Raw genomic sequence first — 973 nt, forward strand, 5'->3', positions numbered from 1 at the left:
CTAGTGACTCTCCCAAGAAATCTTTCGAAATGCTTTCTCATGAACAGAACTCAGTTCCGCTCTCATATGATTTTAAGTTACATCTAAGTAATCGGCTCATAAAAATCAAATACTCTTCATAATCATTTTCTGCATAAGTCGTTTGATGTATTTATATTTATTATATTAAAAATAAAAAATCTATTGCATTTTATCAAAAATAGTATAAAATTAGAGGTGGATACTAACCTGGACAAAATAACTATATTGTCCAGCTTTTTATAATTAACGGAACTTTTTTATGACCTAAATTCCCTTATTTATACCAGCAAGTATCAAAGCATCATAATCATAATCTCTCTGAGGAAAGTTCTGAAAATCATTTTTCTTTTCATGTTGTTTAATTGGCAATCCTTTTTTCTGTTTAACTCCATCACCTTGAAGCATGACATTATAAATACAAGCTTGCATGTATCGTATGATATTTTTTATCTGCCTGGTTGATTGAGCTGAATAATAATCGCTTAAAACTCTCCTGCAAAAATCCTCAAAATAATCTTTACTGATGATATTCTTTAATTTCTCTATGATCTCTAAGCTGCTTATGCTTAACCCACTATATTGCATATTATTAATATAGCACAATTCGCACAGCGTAGTCATGAAGATTTTATTGATTTCCAGGAATTTACTAATTTCTTCCTCCTCTGTAAAAAGCTGGTCTAAGGCACCGGCTTTTTTGATATAATCAACTAATTCATTTGCACTCATATTAAATACATTAGAGGATGAAGAGGATGTTAATAAAGTGTTTATGGTTAAAGTACTGTTTATGTTAATGTCCGAAATCTCGGTATCCGAAAAATTGGTATGCGGTGATGGTTCTCCCGTGTCCGAAATTTTGGTACCCGGCGACGTGTTCACTATATCTTGTGCTGTACCATTCTTTTTATCAATATTTAGCGTGTCCGAAATTTTGGTACTCGGTAGTTTT

Annotated in this window: 1 protein-coding gene; it reads right to left on the bottom strand. The window is 31.9% G+C overall.

All coding sequences use genetic code 11. The annotated features are described in order from the left end of the window. Window positions 1–285: 285 nt before the first annotated feature. On the bottom strand, window positions 286–973 hold a 688-nt coding region (locus RZO55_RS00935; protein WP_318062428.1), incomplete at its 5' end, for a hypothetical protein.

This window comes from Clostridium boliviensis (assembly GCF_033342255.1).
GTDB lineage: Bacteria > Bacillota > Clostridia > Lachnospirales > Lachnospiraceae > Lacrimispora > Lacrimispora boliviensis.